Origin of the sequence: Psychromonas algicola (genome assembly GCF_004378355.1) — a bacterium.
Classification (GTDB): Bacteria; Pseudomonadota; Gammaproteobacteria; order Enterobacterales; family Psychromonadaceae; genus Psychromonas.
In genome coordinates, this window is record NZ_SNUB01000086.1 from 1 (window position 1) to 612 (window position 612).

Consider the following 612-nt stretch of genomic DNA (forward strand, 5'->3'; position numbering starts at 1 on the left):
ATCATTTCCTGTAACTTTTAAAATCTAAAAAACAAAAAAGGGTTGTTTGAGATGCATGAAATAATCTGAAACAACCCTTAAAATAAAATTAAACGAGACCTTGAGATGTCAGTATTCCAGAAGGCATCGTAGTTAAATAAATGTTACTCAGTGTTCTTGTATGTGAGTCAAATAAGCCTGATGCTTGACCTGTCCATAAATCAGCTTGAGCCTTATTGCCAAGCCGATCTTGACGTACTCCTACGCCAGACAGATTAATATAAAAGGCACTTACCCTTCGAGAAGAATAAGTTCTCGTAAGATAAGCCGTAGGGGCAGAGGAAGTAGCAGAACCAGAACCTGCGCCAGGACCACTGTAACGAACTCTCGTTACCGGGTCACTAAGACGTGCTAAAACATCACTTCCATCACCGACCAAAATAATAAGGTCATCGCTGCCTAAATCCTCCCCACCAAACCACTCATTATCATCATCCAGATTGATAACTGGCTCATCAGAGTCCACTCGAATATAAATGGTATAAGACACATCCGGATCAAATGTTCTGTCTGAATGAGCAGAGCTTTCACCATTGATCAAATCAAACACAACAATCGATGTATTCATTAAAG

1 protein-coding gene is annotated in these 612 nt (G+C 39.9%); it reads right to left on the reverse strand.

What is annotated here, in order from left to right; genetic code table 11:
* Positions 1-88: 88 nt before the first annotated feature.
* The coding region (locus E2R67_RS16695; RefSeq protein WP_166739417.1) for a hypothetical protein at positions 89-612 on the reverse strand (524 nt) is incomplete at its 5' end.